The sequence below is a fragment of the Spirosoma aureum genome, from assembly GCF_011604685.1.
Lineage (GTDB): Bacteria > Bacteroidota > Bacteroidia > Cytophagales > Spirosomataceae > Spirosoma > Spirosoma aureum.
Genome location: NZ_CP050063.1, coordinates 7,798,126 through 7,822,969, shown reverse-complemented (window position 1 = coordinate 7,822,969; position 24,844 = coordinate 7,798,126). Strand labels below are relative to the sequence as shown.

At 56.1% G+C, this 24,844-nt stretch carries 24 protein-coding genes; 2 read left to right on the top strand and 22 right to left on the bottom strand.

Translation table 11 applies throughout. The annotated features are described in order from the left end of the window. From G8759_RS31395 to G8759_RS31325, 15 genes are all read right to left on the bottom strand, one after another. Window positions 1–756 carry a hypothetical protein gene (locus G8759_RS31395; protein WP_167217099.1) on the bottom strand — a complete coding sequence of 252 codons (756 nt, stop codon included), beginning with the start codon at window positions 754–756 and terminating at the stop codon, window positions 1–3. 2 nt (window positions 757–758) lie between these two features. Further along, on the bottom strand, window positions 759–3,119 hold the full coding sequence (locus G8759_RS31390; protein WP_167217097.1) for a hypothetical protein: 2,361 nt from the start codon (window positions 3,117–3,119) through the stop codon (window positions 759–761). After that, window positions 3,119–5,347: a hypothetical protein gene (locus G8759_RS31385; RefSeq protein ID WP_167217095.1), complete on the bottom strand. Its 2,229-nt coding sequence runs from the start codon at window positions 5,345–5,347 to the stop codon at window positions 3,119–3,121. The genes G8759_RS31390 and G8759_RS31385 overlap by 1 nt, the downstream gene beginning before the upstream one ends. Next, complete coding sequence (locus G8759_RS31380) at window positions 5,328–5,873, bottom strand: hypothetical protein (RefSeq protein ID WP_167217093.1); 546 nt, start codon at window positions 5,871–5,873, stop codon at window positions 5,328–5,330. The genes G8759_RS31385 and G8759_RS31380 overlap by 20 nt, the downstream gene beginning before the upstream one ends. Window positions 5,874–5,884: 11 nt before the next feature. Next, a complete protein-coding gene (locus G8759_RS31375) occupies window positions 5,885–7,135 on the bottom strand; it encodes a hypothetical protein (RefSeq protein WP_167217091.1) in 1,251 nt (416 codons plus the stop codon). Continuing rightward, window positions 7,136–10,600 carry a hypothetical protein gene (locus tag G8759_RS31370; protein WP_167217089.1) on the bottom strand — a complete coding sequence of 1,155 codons (3,465 nt, stop codon included), beginning with the start codon at window positions 10,598–10,600 and terminating at the stop codon, window positions 7,136–7,138. A 4-nt stretch (window positions 10,601–10,604) separates the two neighbouring features. Next, entirely contained in the window at window positions 10,605–12,509 is a 1,905-nt protein-coding gene (locus G8759_RS31365; protein WP_167217087.1) for a hypothetical protein, read from the bottom strand. A gap of 123 nt (window positions 12,510–12,632) precedes the next feature. Then, window positions 12,633–13,142 (bottom strand): hypothetical protein, encoded by a 510-nt coding sequence (locus tag G8759_RS31360; RefSeq protein ID WP_167217082.1) that lies wholly within the window; start codon window positions 13,140–13,142, stop codon window positions 12,633–12,635. Window position 13,143: 1 nt separating this feature from the next. Next, a complete protein-coding gene (locus G8759_RS31355; RefSeq protein ID WP_167217080.1) occupies window positions 13,144–14,001 on the bottom strand; it encodes a hypothetical protein in 858 nt (285 codons plus the stop codon). After that, the gene (locus G8759_RS31350) at window positions 14,001–14,342 is read right to left on the bottom strand and encodes a hypothetical protein (RefSeq protein ID WP_167217078.1); all 342 of its coding nucleotides are present in this window, start codon (window positions 14,340–14,342) and stop codon (window positions 14,001–14,003) included. The genes G8759_RS31355 and G8759_RS31350 overlap by 1 nt, the downstream gene beginning before the upstream one ends. A gap of 12 nt (window positions 14,343–14,354) precedes the next feature. Continuing rightward, the gene (locus tag G8759_RS31345; protein WP_167217070.1) at window positions 14,355–14,924 is read right to left on the bottom strand and encodes an N-acetylmuramidase family protein; all 570 of its coding nucleotides are present in this window, start codon (window positions 14,922–14,924) and stop codon (window positions 14,355–14,357) included. After that, entirely contained in the window at window positions 14,924–15,514 is a 591-nt protein-coding gene (locus tag G8759_RS31340; RefSeq protein ID WP_167217068.1) for a hypothetical protein, read from the bottom strand. The genes G8759_RS31345 and G8759_RS31340 overlap by 1 nt, the downstream gene beginning before the upstream one ends. 252 nt (window positions 15,515–15,766) lie before the next feature. Next, the gene (locus tag G8759_RS31335) at window positions 15,767–16,711 is read right to left on the bottom strand and encodes a DUF6712 family protein (protein WP_167217066.1); all 945 of its coding nucleotides are present in this window, start codon (window positions 16,709–16,711) and stop codon (window positions 15,767–15,769) included. Further along, a complete protein-coding gene (locus G8759_RS31330; protein ID WP_167217064.1) occupies window positions 16,711–18,105 on the bottom strand; it encodes a phage portal family protein in 1,395 nt (464 codons plus the stop codon). The genes G8759_RS31335 and G8759_RS31330 overlap by 1 nt, the downstream gene beginning before the upstream one ends. Beyond that, window positions 18,105–18,365 carry a hypothetical protein gene (locus tag G8759_RS31325; RefSeq protein ID WP_167217062.1) on the bottom strand — a complete coding sequence of 87 codons (261 nt, stop codon included), beginning with the start codon at window positions 18,363–18,365 and terminating at the stop codon, window positions 18,105–18,107. Before G8759_RS31325 ends, G8759_RS31330 begins: the two co-directional genes overlap by 1 nt. A gap of 129 nt (window positions 18,366–18,494) precedes the next feature. Here G8759_RS31325 and G8759_RS31320 point away from each other — a divergent pair, with 129 nt between their 5' ends. Continuing rightward, window positions 18,495–19,463 (top strand): hypothetical protein, encoded by a 969-nt coding sequence (locus G8759_RS31320; RefSeq protein WP_167217060.1) that lies wholly within the window; start codon window positions 18,495–18,497, stop codon window positions 19,461–19,463. Between the two features lie 65 nt (window positions 19,464–19,528). Then, a complete protein-coding gene (locus G8759_RS31315; protein ID WP_167217058.1) occupies window positions 19,529–19,744 on the top strand; it encodes a hypothetical protein in 216 nt (71 codons plus the stop codon). 316 nt (window positions 19,745–20,060) lie between these two features. On the opposite strand, the gene G8759_RS31310 is transcribed toward G8759_RS31315, so the two are convergent. The 7 genes from G8759_RS31310 to G8759_RS31280 are packed head-to-tail and all read right to left on the bottom strand — an operon-like array spanning window position 20,061 to window position 24,819. After that, on the bottom strand, window positions 20,061–21,806 hold the full coding sequence (locus G8759_RS31310) for a hypothetical protein (RefSeq protein WP_167217056.1): 1,746 nt from the start codon (window positions 21,804–21,806) through the stop codon (window positions 20,061–20,063). Then, window positions 21,787–22,407 carry a hypothetical protein gene (locus tag G8759_RS31305; protein WP_167217054.1) on the bottom strand — a complete coding sequence of 207 codons (621 nt, stop codon included), beginning with the start codon at window positions 22,405–22,407 and terminating at the stop codon, window positions 21,787–21,789. Before G8759_RS31305 ends, G8759_RS31310 begins: the two co-directional genes overlap by 20 nt. Then, window positions 22,404–22,634, bottom strand: coding sequence for a hypothetical protein (locus tag G8759_RS31300; protein WP_167217052.1), 231 nt, complete (start codon window positions 22,632–22,634; stop codon window positions 22,404–22,406). The genes G8759_RS31305 and G8759_RS31300 overlap by 4 nt, the downstream gene beginning before the upstream one ends. A 15-nt stretch (window positions 22,635–22,649) precedes the next feature. Further along, complete coding sequence (locus tag G8759_RS31295) at window positions 22,650–23,387, bottom strand: DNA adenine methylase (protein ID WP_167217050.1); 738 nt, start codon at window positions 23,385–23,387, stop codon at window positions 22,650–22,652. A gap of 14 nt (window positions 23,388–23,401) precedes the next feature. Continuing rightward, entirely contained in the window at window positions 23,402–24,034 is a 633-nt protein-coding gene (locus tag G8759_RS31290; RefSeq protein ID WP_167217048.1) for a hypothetical protein, read from the bottom strand. A 47-nt stretch (window positions 24,035–24,081) separates the two neighbouring features. Beyond that, window positions 24,082–24,279 (bottom strand): hypothetical protein, encoded by a 198-nt coding sequence (locus G8759_RS31285; protein ID WP_167217046.1) that lies wholly within the window; start codon window positions 24,277–24,279, stop codon window positions 24,082–24,084. Window positions 24,280–24,294: 15 nt separating this feature from the next. Next, a complete protein-coding gene (locus tag G8759_RS31280) occupies window positions 24,295–24,819 on the bottom strand; it encodes a hypothetical protein (protein ID WP_167217044.1) in 525 nt (174 codons plus the stop codon). Between the last annotated feature and the right edge of the window lie 25 nt (window positions 24,820–24,844).

Here is a 24,844-nt window from a genome sequence, read left to right as displayed (position 1 = left end):
TTAAAAAAGAGGGTATTGCAAGGGTTGATTGTCGCCGTCATAGATGTACTTATTGGTTCGATTGCCGTCTGATTCATCCGTGGTGACAGTAATGATTTTAGGCTGGGGGCCTGCTGCGGCTGCATTGGCCAGGGCTTTTGTAGCGACCGTTACGCGCAGGTAATAGCCCTGTAAAAGCGTAGTAACTTCAGCTTGCGTGTAGGTCTGGGTTTTGGTGTACGCATCTGTAATCCCATAGCCTGCCAGCGATCCCGGATGGCTGATCAGATCGGCAAACATTAATTGTACAGCGCCCTGTCGACCAGCCACACTTTGCACCAGGTTGGTGGCTGGATCGCCCGTGTCACCTTTGGGGCCAGCTGGACCCGTATCCCCTTTCAGGGTGATGTACTGTACAACAGTCAGACTTCGGGTCGGGGTTGGCGTTTTACTGGCCAGTAGCCAGCCTGCAAAACGAACCAGGCTACCCACCTTCACCTCGACGAAGGCTTTGACCAGATTGCTGGCGGGAAAGGTGATTTTTAGGTTCAGTCCGTCCCGACTCAGCGTCGGCTGGGGACTCACTTTTGCTGCCTGCAGTACATCACTCTCCAGCGCACGGGCGGTGATCACCTGGCTCGTATCGGAGGGAGCCAGGGTAAGGGTCGTCTCGATGGGATTGCCCAGATAGCCCGAATAGTTGAGCTCCAAGGGGCGGTTGGGCGTCTGGGCCAGTGCCGATACTGACACCAGCCACAGAATGAGCAGTTTTTTCATACTTACACTTTACGGAATCGGTACGGAATTACATGGCCCCCATTGGTAATAGGCAGACCCTCGTTGACTTTGGTGGCTCTCAGTCCCACGCTGGTAACAATGCCGTTCCAGTTGGGATCGGCGGTGCTGATCGAGTACGTCCGGCGAACGCCATCGCCGATCAGGCCGGTGAAGGCTTTGCGGTGAACTTTGCTCTGGTCGTTTTCTTCGCCAGGCTTGTACCACTCCAGCCAGAGCGCCGTAATGCCCTCCACCTTCATATCAAACTCGATGGTCTGAATACCTGAGGCCTCCCAGGCTCCATAGGGAGCGGCAAAAATGCCGTTTGCCGAGGTGACGTTGTTATCGGTTTTAACGTCCCCGATGTAGACTTTCCAGAGCCCATTCTCCTTGATCATCCGGCAATCGAAGTTCCACCAGCGGTGGTTGTCGGTCGTAAAATCAAAGTCGAAGCTCTGATCAGGGCGGGGCAGCGCGTTGACTTTACTGCGCACATCGGAAAACGAGGTGCCCAGGACGATGTAGCCCGCATTTTCGTAGGTGCCCGGATTGTCGTAATTGACCAGTGGGTTCGCATTGACGTAGCTGGAGGCATTGTCATCCCACTCCCCAAACACGCCCACAAACTGGCCCGTATTAAAGCGCGAATTTAATCCAACCCGAACCCCATCGCCCCGATCAATGCCCGGTGTATACAGACCCACCGTCACACTGTCCGGCCCTTCTCCGTGAGTGACCAGGCATTCGGGAGTCATGTAGGCTTTGGTGAAGTTTTGGTTATCCGAAAAGTCGGATTTGAACCGGTCCACGTACGAATTGGTCCACGGAGCCGAATTGGCATCGGCCATACGAACGTAGGTGAACGGCGCCAGTGAATACAGACAGGGCAGCTCCTGCGCCCGGGCCTGATAGATCATCTGCGGATTGGTGATGCCCGGCCCGATGATTTGCCGGGAGAAATAAGCAATGCTGGTTCCTTGCAGCCAGGCCCAACCCTCCTCGACGATATCGACGTATTCACCCGGAACGGCCCAGACACGGGGTCTGATTTTCGAGTAAAACATCTGGCCGTACTTGGGGTGATTGTAGATTCGGCTTGCCAGCACTTCGGATTCATCGTAAAACGGCCCCAGACTACCTCCCTCGACGACGTTGCCCCCGGTATCGAAGCCATATTGGTTCGTATTCTTGCCGGGGACCACCTGCCAACCCGAACCAGGCGTCCAGTAGAGCGACCCTTTCCACATCCACTGCCGACCCTTATCGCCAAAGACGGTGCCGTGACGCGGATCGCCAGGCAACGCATTATCGACCTGGTAGTCGTTAACCAGATTCCGATTGGTCGATTTAAAGGCGGCATAGCCGATTACAGCCCCCGTATCGCGCAGGAAGCCGACCTTGATCAGATCGTTCTCAATATATTTGAGCTTGAGGTTATCGTCGGTTTTCGACCAGCCCTCATCCGTCTGCGAAACGAAATCACTGCTGGCCGATGAGCCGGTGGTAATGCCGAGTTTGCTCGCCTTGCGTTCAGCGATCAACTCATGGCCATCATCATTCCAGTGCCGGGCAATGCCGGCATCGTCGTAATCCGACTGATAGGCCGGGTAATCCACCCGATCCGAAAAGTCAACGAACAGGTAATCATGCAGAGTAGCGTATTCCTGCAGAGCTGCACTGGAGACGGTATGCCCACCCCAGAATGAACTCCGCAGCATCACCGTATAGGTGGCTGCTTTGGGAATGGTGGCAATGAGTTGATCGAGCTCCGCAAAGAATTTGGTTTTATTGAACGTGCCCTCGTCGATATTCTCCCCGATCGAGAGATCGATCAGATCGAAGGCTGGTGGGCTATTGCTGAAATTTGTATTCAGATCGCCCGTGATCCGGGCTGCATAATTGTAGTCATCGGTCAGGTATTCGGTCTCGAAGGGAGACAGCTGGGAGGTAACGTATGCCTGAAAAGCCGGATACCGGGTTTTGATTTTTGCTTCCAGCCGGTGAGCAAAATCCTTGTCCAGACTCGAAGCCGCCATGCCTGATCCATGCGTCCATTCACTGCTTGGAATAATGGGCACGAAATTGAATGAATTTCCGCCGAAATAGCCCCAGGAGTAAGTGACTGGCGTTGGATTTGGATTACTGGAGCAATCCGGTGGAATCAGTGTCAGGCGGGTTCCTTTGGGAATCATGCAACCCGTGCCGACCACCGTACAGGGAAATCCGCCGCCCCGCACGGCCTTTTCAAAGGCTTCATTCCCTTTTATTGTTCGGGGGAATTTTGTCAGATCACGCTCGACGGTAATCTGATAGGCGTTCACGCCAGACGAGAAGGACTCGACAATTAAGTGTTCGGTTGCCATTATGCCAGGGGTGGTGGGGTTGGGTGATTGGTGATTTTCGGGGTGCGGTAGTCCATGCGCTGCGTAATCAGCTGATCGGTCAGGCTTGGAAATTGATTGTAGACGTCCTTCGGCGTTGCGCCAGCGGCTGCGTCGGGCAGCTGCCAGTAATCCAGAAAGGGTTTGCGGCCTGCCATCCGGGCCACATACGTGCCCGTGACAGGGCCATTGCCCTTATTGATCCAGATCTTGACGTCCGTCACCCGATCCACATCCTGACAGGGCCACCAGGCGAAGAGCCACATGGCCGGATGCCCGTCTTTTTCGGTCAGACCGCCCAGAATGATGGGTTTACGGGCAAAGTGCTCATCGGGGTCAGCCGGGCCATTGATGCCCTGTTTGAAGATCCAGAACCGAGGCTGGAGTAATTGCCAGGACGTGTCATGAATCCAGTTGAGGTTAGCCGCCCGCTGAAAGCCTTTCTGATAGATTTCCACGCTGGCTCTGGCCTTCGATCCATAATCGTTGTCGGCACCCAGTTCCTGGGGTTGCTGGGAGCGCATCCAGCCCCGCAGGTAATCGCAGAACAGATACATCGCAATGGCGTCACCCTCCACCATATCAGGCGACAGGGGCCGCTCATTCAATGCCGCTGCATCGGGTCGAGGTATACCGGACTCCCCCTCACCATCCAGTCGGAACTGGCGCAGTTGGCCCCGCATGGCCTCCCAGGTCGCCTGCCGATCGGTGGAGAAGGGCAGGCGTTTGCCCCCGGCCATAAACTCCATGTTCGAGCAATAGCAGGCGAAAATGCCGTAGAGCTTGAACATGGCCATTTTATAGTCATCCACGTAGATCGTGCACGACTGGCCGGTGATGGTCGTTGTCCGCTCGTCCGTCCGCCAGACGGGATTACTATCCCCATCCAACACAAAGGCATTGCCGATCTTCTGGAAATAGCTCTGGCCATCCATGGTGTGCTGGAGGTATTTGCCCACCCCGATCTGGAGTTTACCGGCTTTGAGCAACTGGGCCAGCGTGGTATTGGCTCCCAGCGGTGTTGCCTGCGAATCGCCCCGGTAGCATTCCTCGATGGTGCTGAAGTGCATATACAGCGGAATGGTGGCATCAGGTTCTGATAATGGATTCCCATTCAGATCGTGGGTCGCCGGGCGGTCGTAGAAATACGGGGCATAGGTAGTCAGGTTGCCAAACTCACCCGATGAACCGGAGCGAATCGTTACGCCATCGGCCGCAGCGGCATTGATACAGCCTTCGGTTACCCAGCCGACCATGCGGTACTGCTGTTCATGAGCCGAATAGCCCGTGCCATCACGAGGCACCATCTGTTCAAAATTCACCGAGAAGAAATCAATCCCGGCTCCCCGCCAGCCCGCATTATTTTTAAACAGCAGCCACCACTGCCGGCCGTAGTACCGCCCCGAATCGGCATCAGTGATCAGGATGTGCGGCCCTTCAAACGAACCATTGGGCTGCTGAGGACCGGCCCAGTCGAGCAGTTGCTGTTTCTTGGGATCACCAACAGACAACGAGTCGGCGGCATCTTTAGCCAGGTTATAAAACGAGCCCTCAATCATCCGACGCAGGGTTGTCGGATAATTGTCCTCATCTTCTGGCTTGGCCGATTCGGTGACGTGGGTGAAGCCCCGGCCAATGATATCGGTCACACTGTCCCAGTCGGTAAAGAGGGCACCCGGATACCCGATCGCCTTTTTGGCGTGCACCGTAAACGTGGGCAGCCGCTTGGGCAATACCGTATTGAGAGCCGTCTGAGCCGTAAAGACGTAGTTGTTACCGGTTAGCCGGGGCTTGAGTTGGGTAACGGCCGTTAGCCGGGGGGCAGGCGTCGAGATAAAGGTATTGCCGAAGGCATCCTGCCCTGATCGGGTATAGCTGTAGCTGGTGTCAAAACCGTCCCCAGTCGTCGGGTCGGGATCGACAATCACGTAATCGGGGTCCAGTATGACCCGCACATCACCCATCGTAGCGGCCAGCTCGTAGGTATTGTCAACGGGAGCAACCGGCCGGTTCGGCTGGGTTTTCGTCGCTTTTTCATCGGGGGATAAGCCCAGATAGCGGGCTTTGGCTTCGGCTTCCGCCTGCTGTTCCGTTTTAGGCGGCACCGGTTTATCATAGAGATAAAACCGAAGTTCCCCAGCCTTGAAGTCAGCCGGGGACGTCCCCCCGACATTGATTACCTCGATGTAATTACTGCTTGTTGAGGACATAGGTGTCACCGAAAACGGTTTCTAATGATTTTACAGTTGCAGAGCCAGCCTTGAGCCGGTAATAGGTTGCCCCATCCTCGAATTTCAGTTCGTCATAATCGGCCAGTGGCGGCTCCCAGCCAGCGGGGGGTTTTACGCCATAATAGCTTTCCGGGCCTGTTGGTCGGGTGATGCCGGGCAAGAGTTTGTAGTTCAGATTGAAGCCGACAGCGAAGATTTCATCGGGATCACTCCCCTTTTGAGCGATCAAGGCCGTTTTAATGCCAGCCCCTAAAAAAATGGGATAGGTATTGCCTTTCGGATCAGTCCAGTCGCCCACTTTGGTGCGGGGGCTACCGTAAATGATTCGGGGCACCACAACCGGGGGTGGATCAATCACAACTGGCGGTGGATCGACCACAATGGGGCCGCCGTTGCCCGGTGTATCCGGTATGTCCAGGTAGTCAATGACCTGTTGTCGGGTGAGCTCGACAATTTCCTTGGTGTCGATGTCGAGGGCGAGGAATTTTAGGTTTCTGGTTGCCATCAGTCTGTTGGTTACGGAGCGGTATAAATGGTTTGCCGGGCCTGGTTGGCAACCGGCCGGGTGATGGTCAGCGGGAGCTCAATCGATCGGTTATCCGCTGTGCGCAGGTACAGCGTAAATTCTGGTGGGGTGTCCCGAACCAGGCTACAGAGTTTTTGGTAGCCGGCAGAATCCCCGTCCACGGTTGTGCCCACCAGCCAGATACTCAGTTTCGCCTGTGCCGCATAGGTGCCTTGCGCTGGCCATTCGATGTTGTACTCGACACCGGCAGCCAGATCGGTTTTGACATACCAGTGGAAGGTCGCCGAGGTACTATGGAAGTAGCGGAAATCAACGGCCAGGATTTGGCTGAGCACCGGCAGATCGGGCTCGGTGGCATGAATCGTGAAATTGTCGAACGCACTTAACCCACCCGGATCGGTTACGATGCTGCGGAATAAATAATCAGCCTCGTCGGGCGGAGTCAGGCTCAGCACACCCGAAGCGAGCGACGCCCAGGCGGGTAGCGTGCCGGTGTAGGCCGTACCGTTATGAAACTGAAGGCTATGCGTCAGCGCATCCCCATCCGGATCGGTAAAGTGGGTACCTGGTGAGAGGTTGAAAGCGGACGCTTCGTCTACCGTGGCGTTCAGCGTACCGATTGGAGCAGCCAGGGTCGGTGCATGGTTGACGACGACAGTCCGGTTGACGACCAGCTCAAAATCATAGGGCACCGCAGGATGCAGCCCATCGCTACCATACAGCCGGATCAAATAAATTGCATCGGCCAGGGCAGCTTTTAGCCGGAACTCTTCCGCATCGGCATCAAATTCGAGATTGCTCACCAGACCAGCGCCGGTCTGCATGAAGGCCGACAGGACGACCGGATCGCCTTCCGGATCGACAAAAAAACCATCGGGGACCGGCACCGTTACATCGCCGGCCGTCGTAACGGGCGCGGGCGTCCAGCTGCCCGGTACGGGTGGGTAGTTGACCGGAGCCACCCCGGCGGTGAGAATAAACGTATCGCCAAACACATAATCGGGCTGGCCGGTCGGTGTCGTGGAGTCACACTTGGGTAATTGCGCAAACGTACGCCCATACAGATCCCGGCCAGGCGTGTAATCCGCCATGCAGGGAACGGGGGTTTTGGTGGTGCCCTTGACGAACTGGCTTTCCTGCCCTTTTTTGACCACTTTGGTCACGGGGGTGCTGGAAAGGACTTCGTTGGTGGTCGTATTGATCACCTTCAGGGTGCCTTGTATGATCTTGCGCTTTGCCATCTAGAAGGTCGTGGCTAAATGGGTTTCCACTTCATGCGTGATCAGGTAGCTGGCGTGGCCGGGCTCCAGATGAGCCGGGTCCGAATAGGGATGCACCCAGTCCGGCATGTAGAACCGGATGCCATCCATGTTCAGACTGGTACAGCCGGGATCCTGCGCTTCAGCCAGGGCTTTGTTGCTGAAATGGGGTTCTTCATCCCAGTTGGCCAGCGTATTGGGGATTCTTCGTAAGTTGAAGGGCAGTTTTTTCCAGATCTCCCAAATATCAAGGTTGTGATAGGCCGCAACCTTCTGCTGTAATTGGGCAACTTTGGGATTTTTCTTGTCGGTGTAATGCCCCTCCAAAACAATCTTGGCACGGGGTTGCAGGCCCCGGATGTAATCAATGATGTAGGTAATGGCCCCAAAGGCGGTAGTTCGGTTCGCAATCTCGGTATCGGTCGGATCGGCAAACCATTGCTCTTCGGTTTCCCCCAAAAACTGATCATTGTACAAAACCGATAGCACAAACACATCGGGCATCGCATAGGTACCGTTCAGGTAGGGCGTCAGGTTGCTCTCGTAGCTGCAGCTCAGGATAAATGCCTGCTCGCCGGAGGTAAACGAAGTCGGTGCCGATGCCCAGTTGGTATTGCCCAGGTTGGCCGAGCGAAGGGCTGCCCAGCCCGAAATCAGGGCGGTTTTTTCCGCCAGGGTATGCGCCCAGGCATAGGCGATGTTCTGCCAGTTTGCGCCCCCAACACCGCCTGACCGATCCTTGATGCGTACCGATGAACTGGGCACGGCCTTATTGATGCAGGTCATGCCCAGCGCCCGGCAGGCTAACTCGTGATAGCCCGATCCAGCCGGGATGGAGGTGCCGAAAACGATCTCGGTTTTACCAAAAGCAGCCGTACTGACCTTGACCTGGGGATCCAGGAAGCTACCGTACTCGATGTAGGCCATCGGCAGATCAAACTGGCCCTCCACGATCAGGTAGGTGTTCCGGTTGGCCGTATTGAAGGTGGCCCGGATGTAGGCCGTTTCGCTGGTCGTCTGGAATTTGGCCGCTGGCCGACTGGTCAACGCCCCCTCACCCAGGCGCTGGAAGTTCTCATCGAAGTAGGCAACAAAGTTACCGACCTCCGAGGGGGTGTACCAGGTGGAGGCTTTTACCTTAATAAAGTGGGTGACGCTGGTGGTCAGAAAAGGCCCCAGAAATCCCTCGTTGTTGATGTACTGGCCGGTCAGAATGGAGCCATCCCGGCGGTTAAACAGGTTGGCGGTGGGAATCAGCAGCGCATGGATGCTTTCGGCAATGGCCAGTGCCTGCGAGCCGTCCTGGGTAGTCCCCTTGTATTTTTTGTACCAGGGGATATAGCGGGCAGGCAGGGTCTGGCCCTCCACCAGCATAAAACTCTCCAGGCCAGTCGTGTGAACCGTGGGCCGGATAAAGGCGACTTTATCGGTGGTCAGAAACTCGTCGGTATCCCGATTGAATGCGGGTGCCCCGGTCAGGGGTTCTTTGTCTTCGGTAAACCAGCCGATGCCTAATTTCACCGAAGGGGTATACCAGGTATTGGGCTTGACCGGAATAAAGCCGCCGACCGAGGTGCCGACATAATCCGCTAACAGACTGTTGGCATTAATCAGCTTGTCATTGATTAGGTCGGAATCGGCCTTGTTAAACAGATTGATGGAATAGAGAATCTCGTCGGTGAAGCTTTCGGCCATTTTTTTTGCGTCGAGTGCTGTTTGTTTGATGCCCAGCGTGGTGGGCAGAATGGATTCGAGAAGGGGGACAAAAGGCTGATAGGTAGCCGGCAACACCTGGCCAGCCACCAGCATGAAGCTGGCGAGGATCTCGATGGGTACCGCAATCAGCAGGTATTCGGTCAGGGCCGGCGTGAAGAATTTATCCGTCGGCCGGTTATACACCCCCACATCCGAGGGGATCACATTACCCGTCGCATCGAAGAAGGCCACAAAGGTTTTGTAGCTGGGCGTGTACCAGCTGAGCGCCGAGACCTTGATTAAGTGCGATACCGTATAGGTCGAATCGGCTACGTACAGGCCGGTGTTGGTGATGTAGCGGCCAGTCTCTTTAAAGCGGCTGGCCGCTTTAAAGAGATTCAAGGTGCCCCGCTCGACGAGGGCAATGGCCTGCGAAGCTTTCAGATCGATGGCTGCTTCGCCCAGGGTTTTGCCCTTGACGATCTGCACAAATGGCTCGTAGTCGCCCAGCTCTTCGCCTTCGACAAACAGAAAGCTGTCAAAGAGCTCGTCCGGAACGGTGACCAGCGCAAATTTTGCGTTGCCGGGCGTGGTGAACGTAAAGTCATCCCGATCGAAGCGTTCGCCACCGACGTGCCGGCCCAGCTGATCGTAAAAAGAAATAAAGGATTTGAAACTGGCTGTATAGGCCGTATCCCCGTTGACGAAAATGGGATGCGAGACCGAGTTGGTTGGATCAGCACTGTAGACACCTTTCTCGTCGATGAATCGGCCCGCCTGAATCAGCTCGCTGTCTTTATCGAATAGATTCCGGCCGGTCGTAAAACGGGCCTGGTTGATCTGGCCCAATAAAAGTGCCTGACTGGCGCGGGCCGAAATGAGGGCCTGCTGGGTGGTTTCCCCCGGAAAAATCAGTTTAAAATTCTCGTAGTCGGTCGCCGTTTCGCCTTCCTGTACCTGAAACGAGTGCAAAATGTTGTTCGGCACCGTGCAGAGAATGTACACGCAGCCCGGTGGTGTGCGGAATTTATCTTCCGTGCGCACGTTGGAGGCTCCATCCAGTTTAGCTCCCGTAGCCGAGAAGTAGGCCACCATCTGCCGGTTGCCAGTGGGGTCAGTGCTATCCGAAGAGGGCGTATACCAGGTGTCCCCCTTGACCAGCATCGGATGGGAGATGGTGTAGTTGGGCTGATTCTCGTGGACGGTGCCGGTGTTGTCGATAAACTTGCCCGACTGATTGAGCCGGGAGAGCTTATTGAACAGATTCGTCCCCGTACCCAGAAAGTCGGTGTTGTGGGGCGAAACGGCCAGGGGAGCCAGGTACAGATTGGTGATGATGCCGGCTGACAGGCCGCCTTCCGCTTCTTCATCACAGCCGCAGTCATCGATCTCCAGGACAGTGGTCGTCGAGCCGGAGTTAAAGCCGATCGCGTTCAGGGCGGCCGCGATGAGCAGGCTCGTTTCGGGCCGGATGGCCGTCAGCAACACATGCAGCAGCCCATCCTTTTCCAGCGAGCTCAGCAGCTTGGTTAGGGCGATGAGCGACTCGGAGCTGGCCTCGCCAAAGGGGATCTGGCGATCAGCCGTCAGCTCGGCCGTAACGTTTCGACAGTAAACGGTATACACCGTGCCGAGCACAAACGGATCACCCGAAGGCAGCTCGAAGAATTTGTTCGAGGCTTGCCAGTTGAGCTGATCGAGGGAGTATTCCCAGTCAGCGCCGATGGGGGTGTCAACGCGAATGCCTGCCATAGTCTTATTGCGGCTCTACCGAACCCGTCCAGCTGGTCAGGACGGGCCGAATGCCGAGTGTATTTTTGAGAAGTTTCTTGGTTTCTTTCGCCGTCAGCACGTCGGAAAGTCCCGCCGAATCGCGGCTGAAGGGCTTATTGACCAGGTCATCCTGGTAGTCGATCTTGGTATCCTTGCGGTAGAAGAGCTGGGAGCCGGTCGCCTGGGTCAGATAGCCCTGGGCGGCATGCGAGCCCCAGGCATAGGCCTGGTTCCAGTTGCCCACTTTCTGCTCCGTAATGCTGCGCACGACGTCCGGTACGGTATGATCGACGCTGTCGACCACTGTCGGCTGCTCGATGGTAATGGGGCCGGCTGGTTCTAGGCCAATCGGCGGGGTGCCATCACCGACCAGGTCGGGATCGTCCTCGGCCGTAAAAAAGTCATCCTTCCAGCGGTAGACGAACTGAAACGAGTGGGCGAACAGATTGTCGCCGTCTTTGCTCTGCTTGATGGATTTACTAACCAGGGCAATGGGCAGCGCCTTGAGAACCTGCATGTGAAACAGGTAGGGCGAGCGGTAGAAATCGTTCCAGAGCGCCAGATCGGCCTGCGAGCGGTAACCCGTCGTAACCTCCTGAGATTGCTGGATGGCCACGTCGTACTGCTCATACTGGCCCAACTGGGCATCATAATGCGCCGGCTGGTAGCGCTGGGCTTCCTCGTAAAAGCGGTTCAGCTCATAGGAACCCTTGCCAAAGGTGGCCAGCGTTTCCACTGCGCCCAGGCTGCTCAGGTACGCGAAATAGCGGGTATACGGCTCGTAGCGGCCGTTGAGAATAAAGCGGTACGGGGCTGAATAAAAGCTGGTGGCCGTCTGGTTGCAGAGCCGGACTTTGTACTCGACGACCGTATCGTCGTCGTCCAGGTGCTCGGCCATGTTGAGCTGGGCCGGCCCCACCGCATAGGTGATTTTGGCTCCTTTGGGCCAGCTCTGGGGGGCATAGCGCGTTGTGTAGAAAACCGGCGAACCATCCCCCAGTGTCAGCTCGACCTGCAGCACAACCCCCGTCCGATCGGCGCGGGTATTGAGAAAGGTCAGAAACTGGGGTTCATCCGCCCGCACGTAGCGAGTGCCAGGGCCGAGCCGTAGCGCCCGATCGGTACCGGAATCCGACTGGCGCACCACGTAACTGGCCAGCTCGAAACCCTGACCCGCCTGGTGCTGGTAGTCCACACCGCCGAAGTAAGCCTGGCGCACAACATCGGTCTGGATTTTGCCCACCTGCTGGGGCTGGCCAAACGACTCGGCGTAGGTGACGTAGTAGCTGAGCTGCGAATTGGTGGAACCAGCCGGCTGGTTGAAACTCCAGGTGGGCCAGTCGGGTCCTAACTGGGCGTGCAGGATCTTGCCCACGTCCATGGTGGCAATACCCTCGGCATCACAGGCAATGGTGGGGGCAAAAATGCGGTTGAACGTAGTTTCACCTGGCCGTTTGACCCATACCTCAGCATAGACACCATATTGCTGCCGAATGATCGGATCCGCACCGGGCGTACCGACCACGACCTCAATGGCATTGCTGACGGCGGGTGCAGAAATGTTGTATTGAACGCCTGGCTCCTTGGCGGCCAGCACAATCTGGTGCAGGTTGATAAAATCCAGCCGCTCGGCCGTAAAATCCTCGTAAAAGGGGAAATAGGTCTGAAAGAACTCCAGCAGGGAGTCAACATAGTCCGCTGAGCCATCGCCCGCCGGAAATTCATTGGCCTCGGTTGGACTCGTGCGGGCGACGATGGGATGTTCAGTGCCGTTCCATTTCAGGCGAATGACCGTGCCGGCCGGTACGGGCCCCGAAAAATTAATAAAGCTCTGGGCCGGTGTTCCGAGTGTAGCCAACTGACCGGTTCCCTGGAACTGGTAGAGCATACGTCCTCCCCGGGTGAGGGCGAAGGGATCAGGTGTGCTAAGAAGGGTAACGGCCATGCCCGCGAAATAGCCCCCTGGCTGAGGGATCGGGCGCGACACCCGTGATGACGAGGCCGGATCCGGCTAGGGCAAATCCAGCCACTGCTCGGCATCGATCTTGACGCTGGTGGGCAGCAGCCACTCAAAGCCGTAGCCCCAGCCGTCGGCACTCTGCAACACGAACGGAGCCGGCTCCCCTTTGAATTCGATATCGAGTACCACCCCTTTTTGCTGCAGGGCCGAACCAGCGGTTCGCACATCCCTGCGCATGCGGTTGAGTAGGCTCAGCGCGATCGTGCGGGCTTCATCCCGCGCCCGCCGGCGATCCTGGGCATCGCCCGACTGACACTTCACCAGAACCGTAACCCCGCCCATCACCCGCAAACGGAAGTTATCGTGGCCCGTCTCCAGGTCATCCAGGTACTGGTCGAGCAGCAGAGCCGGCAGTCTGAGCTTTTTGGCGATCGCCTGCTCGATTTCAGCTTTGGAACTATCAGATACCACAAAGAAGTGGCACTCCTGCTCGGAATGGCGAAGGGCTTTGTGCTGGCGAGCCAGGTTTTCGAAGTAGGCAATGTAGTCGAGCTCGTTCATGTCAGGATTTGTTTTTGGCCAGTGCTTCTTCCAGCTCTTCGGCCTGGCGGATCTGCTCGTCGAGCACTTTCAGGGCCAGGTACAGATTGGTCTGCTCGATCTGGCCGATCTTGGTCACGTCGAGTTTGGCCATGTTGATGGCGATATCGAGCCAGCCCGCTGATTTGCCCGCTTTACTGACCGTACCCGTCGAGAGGGGCTCAGCGAACACCCGCCGAAAATGGCGACTCAGAAAATCGAGCGTATCGGCGAAGTTCTGGCTGATCAGCGCCAGCAAGGCCGGATCCAGATCGGCAAACAGGATGGCCCTGTGTTCGGCCGTGTGTTTATCAAACGTTTCTGCTTTGGGCCGGTAAAGAATGGCCGCCAGCTGGGGAAGATCCTTCGCCCGAAAGGCCCGGTCGGCAAACATGAACTCGCCGAAACTAATCTCGACCAGGCCGGCCAGCGGGCCGACGTAGCGCTGGCGCGTCAGGAGCCGACTGAGCCAGATGTAGGGGGTACCGAAGTGAAAATCGAAGCGTCGAAACGAGTGCACCGGAAAGCTGGCTTTTTTATCGGGCTCACCAATCCAGAGCAGTGTGTCGAGCAGCGATTGCCCCTGCTCCAAAATCAAGACAATCTGCTCCTCCGGAACGCCTTTCCGGCGCAAGAACCGGGCATCGAACACCCACCGCTGATGGCGCTTTTTCAGGCCATACAGCAGGTCCAGAGCCGCAAAGGCGGTTTCGGCCCGCTGGGCGATCTGAGCCCGCAGCCGCATGAGCGACACGGCCTGGTGGGCCGTCAGCTCCGCCCAGCCCGAGGGCCCGCTGAAGCGGTGGCGTTTGCCCCGAATGTGCAGTTCGATGGTGTTCATCAGGCCGGCTTTGATGAGCTTTCGGGCGTGGATGGATGGCGACGAATCGTGCCATTTCGAACCGGCAGGGTGCTTTTTACCTCGTCGAGTTTGTCGGAGAGGTGGTCCTTCAGATCGCCGATCGCGCTGGCTAATTGCCGGTTGGCATCGGCGGAGTTATTCTGAGCCGTAATGTGCTTCTCCTGCATGAGGAGCTGCTGAGCCTGATTGTCCTTCATCGTCGACATCAAGGCTTGATCTTTAACCTCCATTGATTTCCAGACTTTCATCAGAAAGAACAGGAGGGCGGCCACAAAAGGCGATAATTTAAGTGTATCGGTGAATAGGGCAGTCCATTCCATAAAGAGTGTAGTTTACAAGCGTGAAAAATAAGCATAGGCCGAAGCCAGTTTGGTGTCATATTGGTTGCGTTTGTACTGTTTACCGTTGTAAAGCCGGGCCAGATCCTCCCAGCGGTGTTCCCGCAGCTCGTCGTCGAGGCCCGTTGTCCGTAAATAGGTTACGGTCAGGGCCAGCTGACTGTCTTCGGATTTCTCCATCAGGCTGACAAACTGCTTGAGGTTATTACAGCCGCAACTGGCGAAATTGAAACCCATCACCTGGAACATCCCCCAACTCGAAGCCAGTACCGCTGCCGTCGCGTTGAGCGTGCAGGCTTGATTGAACAGTTGGTAGGAGTGAGTGGTGCTTTTGGGGATTTTGGGATTCCAGTCCGGATAGCTCAACAGCGGGTAGTTGGCATCATACCGGCCAGCCGTGCGGGCGTGAAAAATGTGCGGTTCAAAGCGGATCGTCACCCGGCCATCATCCAGAAAGCCCTGCCCGTTCGACTCAACGTGCGCGAGCGTTTGCACCTCGGCAATGCCGGTGCGAAGGGTTTGGGCTGCCTGAAGCAGGCCGGATTGGGTAAGCAGGCCTGCCATCAAAAGAAACCGGTTAAGAGCCCCAGCACAAACCCACCGCCCACACTCCAGCCCGCCCACTTCCATTTTCGCTTCTGCAGCAGGTGGATGTAGTCCACCGTTGCGGCCGCAATCTGATCGGGTGTGGCCTGCTCCAGTAGTTTTCGAACCTTGCGGGGCAGTTCCTTCACGACGGCATCCCGGGCCAGTTGCGCCTGACGCAGATAATCCTGGACCTGGGTGAGCTGGCCCTGCAGCATATTCATCTGCACCAGCAGCGTCTGGGCTTTGGCCTTATCGTACTGGCCCAGCCGAAACTGATCGTCCAGCGCTTTGCGCGTGGCTGCGATTTCAGCCTGAAGTGCCTTGATGGCCCGCTCGGAAGCGGCCCGGAGCGAGTCCGCTGCCACCAGCCGGGCTTTCACCCGGGCGTAGAGCAGGGTGTCCATCGCCACCCCACAGTAGTAGGGAAAGGGCTGATTTTTGACCATGGCCTGCACCGAGGGAACCGGCTCGGTCTGGCCATATGAGCATTTGCTCAGCAGCAGGCCCAGCACCACGCTAAGGCAGAGTAATGCGGCTTTGATCAAATTTCTCTTTTGCTTTTTCATAGTCGATTACGGCGGATTGGGAATGGCCCTGGGAAATAATGACGCTGTTGTTGGCCCGCTCAACGCTGCTCTCCAGTTGAGTGCGCACCGAATCCACCGGGGGCACTGTAGGAATCGATTGAGTAGGAGCCTGCCGGTGGGGCCCGCAGCTATCCAGCAATAGCAAAAAGCCAAGAGCCAGGCAGGCCAACAGGAGAAAGATTAGACTGGAGAGCCCCGGGAGGGCAGGTAGTTTAAGAATGTTCGCATGGCTTAGAGCAGAAAAAACGAGCCTTCCGATTGCGGCCCGGTGGCGGTAGCCGTTTCACTAACCGGCGGCAGCGCGGCAGACAGGGTGCTTTCGAAGGTGGACCAGAACAGGGCGGTCTGTTTCTCCAGATTTTGCTGGAGCCAGTTCAGGTCGTCCCGGCTCGGAGCCTGGTAGTACTGCGTGTTGCCAAACTGGGAGCCGTAATTGACTTTCAGTTTGGCCCCATCGATGTCGATGGCCAGCCCCGGCAGCGCTTCCAGAATGGTCTGATAGGCCAATGCTCGGCGCAGCAGCCGGCCCAGCTGGGCTTTCTGAGCGTCCGTTACGGTGTTTGGCAGCGCATCGATGCGAGCCTGGGCGGCTTCGCCGTAATTTTCCTCGACCGAGCGAAGCGCCGGCCGGAGCGCCCAAAACGTCAGCCAGCGGTCCTGAATACCGTAGGATTTGGAGAACTCAACAGGGCTCTTAAAAAAGGAGCTGTCGTATTCATCCTTGTAGGGAGCTTCACTCCAGCCCGGAAACAAAACCGAATTGGCGGCTACGAGCGTGATCAGATCGTCCAGCGCCTGGTAGCCGGTCTGGAGCAGCTTTTCTTCGAGCCGGTCGGTCTGGTATTGAAAGGCGGGCTTGCGTCCCTCGGAAGCGGCCACCGTGATAGCTCCGTCTTCGATCTGCACCTCGCCAAAGGGCAGATACTCTGCAAAGCCTATGTTGCCCACCGCCAGCCGGGTCAGCTTCAGCGCCCGAATCAGTACCCGGTCCGTCTGCTCGTCGAGGTTCGCATTGACCAGGCTGGCCAGCTGATCGGCCAGCGTCTGGCCTAAAAAGCGCAGCAGCACACTCTCCGCCGTCCGGCTTAAAAAGGGGCTTACATCGTCCAGGGTAAAATTGATCGTGACGGGCACCACCTGGCGAAACTCTTCGACCTGTCCTGAGAAAAATTTCATTAGCTGAGCGTTTTTTTAGTGCCCGCACCCGTATCGAGCGTGGTCAGGATGGTGTCACGAAACTGAAAGCGCAGGTTGGGAAAGCGGGCTTTCCAGCCGTTGTATTCCGCCACAAATTCGAGCGGCTCGAGCAGCATGTCCCGGAAGGGAGCCAGCATTTGCAGCGCAATCAAATACGCTTCCCGTTTGTCGGAGCCGCCCGACCGGGCCGCCTGGTTGGCTCCGCCCGCAAAGCCGAGCAGGACCGGATCCAGCCCAAACGCGTAGAGGATGTTGGAAGCTGCCTCGAGGTTATCCTCGATGTACTTACCGTCCTTCATGGCGTCGGTGATGGGCTCAATCTGGATGTGGTCGATAAAGACTTTCTTCTCTTTATCCCAGGTCATCTCCGTGATGATGCTGCCGCCGGCTTTTTCGACGTCGGTCAGCGCCTTGTTCATGCCCTCCAGCCAGGTTTTTTTGATGGCCCGCTTGGCGTCGGGCGTCCCTTTGGTGTAGGCATCTCCGTAGGTCATGCCCCAGTAAGTGGCATCGACCTTGAAGTGATACTTGAGCGAGACCTGATTTTTCATCAGGAATTTCTTGAACTCCGGCACGGCCAGGTGCACATCGAGCCAGCCCGATTCGACGATGCTGTGGTGATGGGCCAGGCTGTAAAACCGAAAGCCTGGCGTCGGATAGGAAATCGGGTAGATGCAGTTGAAAAAACGCTGCTCGCGCAGCCAGTCGGCCTTATCCCAGCGCCCGGCATCGAGCGCATGAATCTGCTTGACGTGCGCATCTGACGTGGTGGCATTGGGCCAGTTGGCATTCAGATAGACGTACGGCAGATCGCCCTCGGGCGTCATTCGGCACCAGCGGCATTCGTCGGCCGGTAGGGGGTTGAGGTAAAGAATTTTCTTCCGATTCTTGGTAACGATCGGCTCGGGAAAGGCATTGAAAAACCAGGCCACGTGCCCGGCCGTCTTGTGGAGGTATTTGCGAAAATGCAGCGAATGAATGAACTCGTTGATTTCCGGATCCCGAACGGCCCGCACGATCTCATCGCCGTTGTCGTCGAGATCGATCTCGACGGCCATCACCCCTTTGCCCACCAGCATGGAGGCTGTTTTACCCAGCGTCTGGGGAATTAACGGATCTTTGTTGTAGAGGTTGCGGATGCGCTGCGGAAAATCGTTGCCTTCGCCCCAGGGCATGATATCGCCCCCAAAACTGGGAAACAGGGCCAGATTCGGCGTGGACACGCTGGGCTTGGCCCCCGGTTGATCGCCAGTAGTTCGCTGGCCAACGGGCGTGGCCCGACCGGGTTTATCATTTTCCAGGCTGATGGCCACGTTATTGTGGCTCAAAACGGCTACATCGTGGGAGCTGCCGGCAAAGTAGGTTATGTTCATTAGACGACCTCCTGCTGGTTGAAGTAGAGAATCAGATCAGGATGCACGGCCACGATGTCTTTGCTGCCGACGGGCTGAAAGTTGAGCGTATTGCCCCCCGATTTTTTGGGTGACAACATGCGGCACCGGTGCAGCTCCCGGAACTGGCCCGCTGTACCCCGTTTGCGGTGAGCCGTCGCATAAACCAGGCTGACAACGCGGAATTTGCCGCTTTTGTCGGTCTGTCGCAGCTGCTGCATCATGTCGGCTACCTTGATCATACAGCTACGAAAGTGCTCCGTGCCGTACTGTCCGGGCGCGACAGGCGTGATGACGCGCATAACAACTAATGCATTAGTTATGTCGCCTGTTTTTGTGTAGATTTACCGGAAAACCAAAACCGTATTTGTATGAGTGCAAGACAACCCTGGCAGCAAGGCGGTATCGTCGGAGCCAAACCAGACTACAGTGGGGCCAGTCGCCACCAGACAGCCCAAAACGAGCAGCGCCAGGTTACATTCGATTTTGCTGAAATGTACATGGGCGTATCTCCGGAGCCTTTACCCAGAACCTACGAAGCCTTGATTGACCCGGGGCGCAAAATCGAGGTTTTTGAATTAAGTGGCGTTAACCTGTTCAATATGGCCGGTATTGGCGGTGGTTTTTATGTTTCCGCTGGCGGTATACCTGGCGGTATACCTGGCGGTATACCTGACGGTATACACCCGACCAGCCGTATACATCGTGAACCTCAGCGCATCAGCGCGGCTCAAATCCACAGTGAACTTTATGGGGAGGCCGACACGCTCCTGCTGCAGCCCGAAGCCTTTACCCAGCCAGAACCGGTACGATCGGACCGGATCCAGACGCTGATGGACATGGGTTTTATTAACCTGGAGGAGGTTACTGATTATAGCCGGCGATCCCTTGCTTTTGAAAAGGCGAAGTTGACCCATAAAACGCGTCTGGCCGATCACCAGGCGGCCCAGAAATACGCGCTGCTGTTTCCCAATTATAAATTTATTACGCTGGATTCGTTAACGAAAGTGCTGGCTAAGTACGGGCTTATCTTTAAGCCAACCATCGAATTTATCGGCAACATACCCGATAAAAATGTGAACGATATGGCCCGGTTCCGGCAGGAAATCAGCCAGTCCAAACACAAAAAACTAGTAGGCGATGGCTATGGGATTGCGGCTACTGCTGATCAGTTTGTTCAACGAAGCTACATGGGCGGTACCATGACCGAAGCGGAGTATAAAAAATGGCTTATTGAGGATCCGATTGTGCTGGCTTCCGTTAAAGAAGGATTCCTGATCGTCACCGCCTGGGGCGATGAAGCCAGCGATCCCGATGTGATCAACGAGCGCCATAATTAATCCATTTTCTCTCACTGGCCTCCCAAAAAGCGTCCCGAATTGGGACGTTTTTTGTATCGACTCCCATGCGATCGACTCCATTTTCCGTCGAAAAAGCGTTCGAACGGCTCGTCAGCAGTCCCTATTATTGGCGAAAGACCGGCCGGCCGCAGAGCCAGCGCCGGCGGCTGCTTTACAAGCTCACCAAGGGTGAAACCATTAGCCTCGACAAGCGTCGGGCCCTGCTGCAGGAGGCTGGCTGGCAGATTCAGCAACCCGAAATCTGGATCGCAGCGAGCTGAAAAATCAAGGGCAGTCTAATCAACTGATTGGCAGATGCTTAAACCCGTTTTCGATACCGCTACGGGACGCCACAACTCAATTTTTGCAAACGCTGAAGAGGTTAAGGAGCTGATTTTGGGCGATTTAGCCCAAAAAATAGGCGAAAAACACCCGTTTTTGCCACTATGCCCCCCATTGCCACGCACTGGCACAAAATGCAATTGCAATTGGAGGGGGTGATCATATATGATAGAGGTGGGGTGTTGCCACGCAAAACAGCATGAAAAAAGGCTGACCAATGGCCAGCCCTTCGAGGAATTGCAATGAGTAGTCGGCTTAGAAGATGGCATCGAAGCTCATTAGTGCCTGGCTCTTGTGCTTATCATGAGCACCAACCAGTAGCGTATCGGCGCAGTCCGAGAAGTGAGTTGTCTGCCGCTGATCGATCTCCTTATTCTTCTCATCAGCCTTGTCTTTCTTAAAGCCCGTTGCACCCTGGGCAATCTGGGCCTGCTGCATACTCACCCGGACATACTCCGTGTTCTGCCGGTTGAAGCGCACATCATAGTTATCGACATCGCCACCTCTCAGGCAACGGCCCCATAACTCATAACGCTTCTCGGGATCATCGGTATGGCCCAGGTATTCCAGGTTGACGACCCAGCCTTCCTTCTCCAGGTAGTCAGCAAAGATATCGCGCGGTGATTTGTTGCTGATGGCTGAGGTACCCGTGGCCGTGTGGTCATAGAAGTAGTTGACCTCTTTGGTGGGATAGTGTCGGTAGTAGGCACAGAACGCTTTGGCCAGATCCTCCAGTCGATCGGGGTGGGTCACATAGAGCTCCTTGAGGATTCGATACTGGCGGCCCCGGGGTTGGCCTGTTAGTAGGGTGTTGATGCTGGCCCCGTAATCCAGCGCCACGTCCAGCGGCAGGGATTTGTCCAGATCATTATCCTTGCGACAATCGTTGAATTTGCCCTTCCCAAAGTCATCATTGTTGAATTTGTCGATGTAGGAATAATCCAGGCTATCGTAAAAATGATGCTCGTCCAGATCGGGGTAGAACGCGGCTTCGGTCAGGAAGGGACGCCGGTTTAAGACGGCCGTCTCGAAGATAAATCGGGGCAGCCGGGCCTTGACGTCCGCCAGGGCTTTAAAGCCAAAGCCGTGGATGTTGTCCAGCGTCGAGGCTTCCGAAAAATAAACGGCATTCTTACGCAGCTCATCCCACTGGGCCTGAAGTTTGGCAATCGCGTTCTGGATGGCTTTGCGTTTGGCCGGATAGGCCAGTAGCTGCTCATAGAGCGCATAGATCTGGTAGCGGATCGTTAAAATAGCCGCAATCCGCTCAGGCTCCATGCGTTTGTCCTGTTCCAGGATCCACATAGCCGACTTCGAGGTCGGCATATCGGTGCAGAAGAGCAGGCTATGAAATTCGGGCTTGCCCCCGAAATAGCGATCATCCCCCCGGTTGGTCAACAGCAGCTCGCTGTCGAGCTTGGGTTTATTGAGGAATTTGGCTTCATCGCCGGCAATCCAGTGCACTGTTTTACCATTCGAAGAACCCGGCCGGTCCTGAGAGACCATACTGGCCACGGCCCCATTGCGAAAGAAAATGCAGTGTTCGGTGGTAATCGGCCCCACAATGGGCTGGGGAATGTTTAGTTTTTTGGGTGGTTTTTCCCGAACCCAGAAATCACGGCCCCGCACCATGCCCATCGCTTCCCAACCCTTGATGACCGGTGGTAGGGTCCGCTCCAGTAATTGCAGATACGTGGCGCCGACAAAACAGCCATGGCCCCGGGGCATGACTTCCACATTCCGAAAGGTTCGAGGAGCGATCAGGCCCTCGGATTTGCCCGTTCCCCGGCCCCAGACGGCATATTCCTCCGAAGCGCCGACGAGCATCGAGCGCATCTGGGGTTTGTTGTAATGGCGATGCACCACCTGGACGTCATCAGCCAGGCCCACCACCGACCGATCGACGCCGGCCAGCTGAAGGCCAGCGGCCAGATCATCCTGCAGGAGCTCGTCGAAATCGTATCGGTCGGGCAACGACCCTTTACTTGGCTTCGGTGACATCCTCGAATTGGGTGAAAAAATCGTCGCGTTTCTTTTTATCGCTGGCCGTAATGGAGCGGATCATGGTATCGAGCTTATCGGGATCGATCAGCTCGACGCCCAATTGCTCGGGATTGAAGGCGATGATGTTGAAGATGGTTTTGTTCTCCACCACCTCTTCGGGCTGATCGGCACCAGTAAGTTTGGCATAGAGCGTGCGCAGAGCGGCAACCGACCGGAAATCGCCTTTCTGGCGAGCCAGTTTGATGTCTTCGCGCACTTCCTCGATCAGCGTCAGCCGTTCCCAGGCCAGGTTGGGCGCATCGAGCACCGAAAAGAAGCGTTTGGTATCGGCCAGCAGGTTGCGGGCCGTGCGGTCCGATATCCCCGGAAAGGTCTTTTTGACGACAGCGATCTGTTCGGTGGTTTTACTGTAGGTGCCGGCCTGCAGCAAGCCATAGATCTGATTCCAGCGTCGAAACTGCTGTTCCAGGGCGGCCGGAATGCGCGTGCGCAGGGGATCATCGTCGGATCGCTCGTCGCGGGCCCAGCGCAGGACCAGATCGTACTTATCCTCCCATTTGGTCGCCGGCATCTGGGCCAGGCTTAGTTCGGTGCTCATAGCGATTCAGCTCGTTTGGCGCGGATGTGATAGTCCCACAGGGGCTTCTCATCGGACTCACCGTATACCAGGGCAACATGGAGCTCCAGCCCACCGCTGGCTTTGGCTTTTCGAATCAGGGCTCCGAGCAATTTTTGCTCAATGCCACTAGCCGCCGGATTATGGGTAAATGAGAGGACGGGTTCGTCCTGCTCATCAAGGGTGATTTGGATTAGCTCTGCTGCCATGGCATCGGTAAAGCGTTAATAGTTGGTGATCAGAATCTCCATGCGGCGATTCTTCATATTTTGTCGTTCCCCGATTTCAATGACATTGAGCTGGTTGGTACGAGCTAATTGCAGAATAAAGGGGTGATTGAATTCAGAGATGGCAAAGCGGCAATTGGACTCGAGCAAACAAGTAAACAGGTCAATCGAGTCGTTTTTCGTAAAGCCCTCATAGGTGCCTCCTTTGGTGTCGAGGTAGGGTGGATCGGCGTAGATGAAGGCTTTTTTGTGGCCACCGTCCCGGAGCGATATCCGACGGATGACGTCGCGAAAATCGCAGTTCATCAGCTGCACACCCTGCAACTGTTTTTGTACTTCGCTCAGGCGCATGAGCACCAGCCAGTAGGTGTTGGAACGGTCAAACTTCATGGTGGCCATACGCCCCATAAAGCCGAAATTGGAAAAGAACAGAAACCGGGCTGCTTTCCGGATCGGATCGCTCTCCTTGTTTTCCCGCCAGTATTTCCAGAGGTCTTCGTGTACCGGCATGATTTCCCAGAACCGGGCTAATTCCTCTTTGCGGGTTGTAATGACCTGGAAGAGGTTATAGACCTCCGAATCAAAGTCGTTAACAATGTTATGTTTCGACTTTTCTTTATTGAAAAACATCCCGCCAGCGCCAAAGAATAGGTCAATGAATAGGTCATGGTCGGGGAAATGGGGCGTAATCTTGGCGGCAATGCGACGTTTGTTACCGGGTCGAGTCAGTATCATGGTTGCTAAATTGTTTAGTTACTGGATTGAAAAGCCTGCAGCTGCTGGTCGAGATCGTGCAGCTCCGAGCGGTACTGGGCCAATTTGGTCTGGACGCGCTCAAGGGCGTCAGCCTGGTAGGTAATGGCCAGGGTCTGTTGGTATTTGGTGATGTAGGTGCGGACGCTGTTGCGCCGCTTGAGTAGATCGGCCGGGGACAAGCCAGTATCCAGCTGAGCGGCTTCGGGCAGATAGCCATGCGCATCGTAAAAGCGCCGGCGGCCGTAAATGGCGTCGAGCTCTTCCTTGATGGCCAGAATCCGAAAGGCCCACTGATGCGAATCGGCAGAATACATGACGCCCCGCTGGTACTGCGCCCGAAGGCGCTCCTTGAGGATCGTCCGTTCGTCCATCAACAGTTTGGCCCGCTCCAGTTGATCAGCCAGGGAGGCTGGATACTGAGAAGCCTGCTGCGCCTGCTCAGCCAGCAGCTCCTCCAATCGGGTCTGCAAAGCGACCGAAAGACGAAGCGAGTTGTACTCGTCTTCGCCGGCCTGCAGCATACTTAACACGAAGCCTGAGCCGATCAGCTGCTCATAGAGCTGAAGGCCCTGGTTGTAATCGGGCTCGGCGAGCCAGGCGGTGAGTGAATCGATCGTTTCTTGCATCAGGCTGAAACAAAGTGGCCCGGCAAAACCGGGCCCTTTGCCACTACTTAGCCATTCGACTGGCTGGTTTCTTGTATCAGATACGGCACCTGATCGGGATACTGGAGCAGAAAGGCCAGTTCCTCGGGACTCAGGTGCAGCAGATCGTAGGTTCGTCCCCGGAACTCGATCGGGATCGGCCCGTCGGGCGTTTGGGGAGAAAGGCCGTTGACCTGGTAAGCGGGTGCAGGCTTGGCTTTGGCCATGATCAGTCAGGGCGATTACGCAGCCGGCGTGAGCGGTACAGCCGCATTGTAAATCAAATAATCGGGCTGGAAGCAGAAGATCTCAAATTCGGTACCCCGGCCCCGACCCGTTGTCTTGTCCGTTTTGGGACTGGGTTTGACGTAGGCCACAAAGCGGGATGAGCCGATCTGAACGATTTTGCCGTCAGGCAGCGGGACTAGGAACAAAAACTTATCGTTTTTGGCCTTGTTGATGAAATCGACGATACCGTCCGAGAAGCCGGGGTAGAAGCATTTCAGCGTCGGTTTGAAGCTGATCCCGTCGATATCACCATTTAAGGCGATCTCCAGATCGGAGGTATCGATGGTTACGTAGAGAGTCTGAAACTTCTTACCCGTCTTCATGGTGTGCGGGGTCGTCAGAAGCGATTGCTGGGCGGGCAATGCGGCCGGAGCGGCAAAGGTGGCAATGTCGATCCAGGGCGTAAAATAGAGAAACTGGGCCGTTCCACCCATGTTGTTCTCGGTGCCATCGGGACCGATCAGATCGGCATAAGTCATTGTCGTAAAGACGGTTTAAGGTACG